We start from the raw sequence: 550 nt of genomic DNA, 5'->3' as shown, positions 1-550 counted from the left end.
GTGCTGGTGTTTTTTTATCTTCAAACATCACCGAAGATAGAAAAATGGCCTTTTTGCGTATAAGAAAAAGGCCTGCCAATTGGCAAGCCTTTCTGATTTTCGTTTTTCGCTCTCGATTAACGATGCTTGTTACGTGCACCTTGTTCGCCAGCATTTTTCTTTGGCTTACGACGAGCAGGATTGTTGCTGCGACCTTTAGACGTGCTTACACGTTCTTCATGGCGCTTAACCGCGCGGCGGATTTTTTGGCTGCGAGCACGTTCACGCTTACGTGACGTATTATCCTTGCTCAAATCTAGCATGGTTTCTTTCTCTGGGCGAAGTTCTACACGCTCACGCAGGTAGTTTACTTCTTTCAGATCCAGTTCCATCCAACCGCCACGAGGCAGTTTTTTGTCTAGGAAGATATCACCGTAACGAACACGTTTCAGACGGCTAACGGTACACTCTTGAGATTCCCATAGACGACGAACTTCACGGTTACGACCTTCGTTGATCACTACGTAGAAAGTGTGGTTCATACCTTCACCACCCGCGTAGACAACGTCTT

At 46.5% G+C, this 550-nt stretch carries 1 pseudogene; it reads right to left on the bottom strand.

What is annotated here, in order from left to right:
* Positions 1–116 precede the first annotated feature (116 nt).
* Positions 117–550 (bottom strand): annotated as a pseudogene (locus R7040_RS29120) (23S rRNA pseudouridylate synthase B); the annotation flags it as partial.

The organism is Vibrio sp. 1069 (assembly GCF_033340555.1).
Note: the sequence above shows the minus strand (reverse complement) of the source record. Positions and strands in the feature narration are given on the sequence as shown.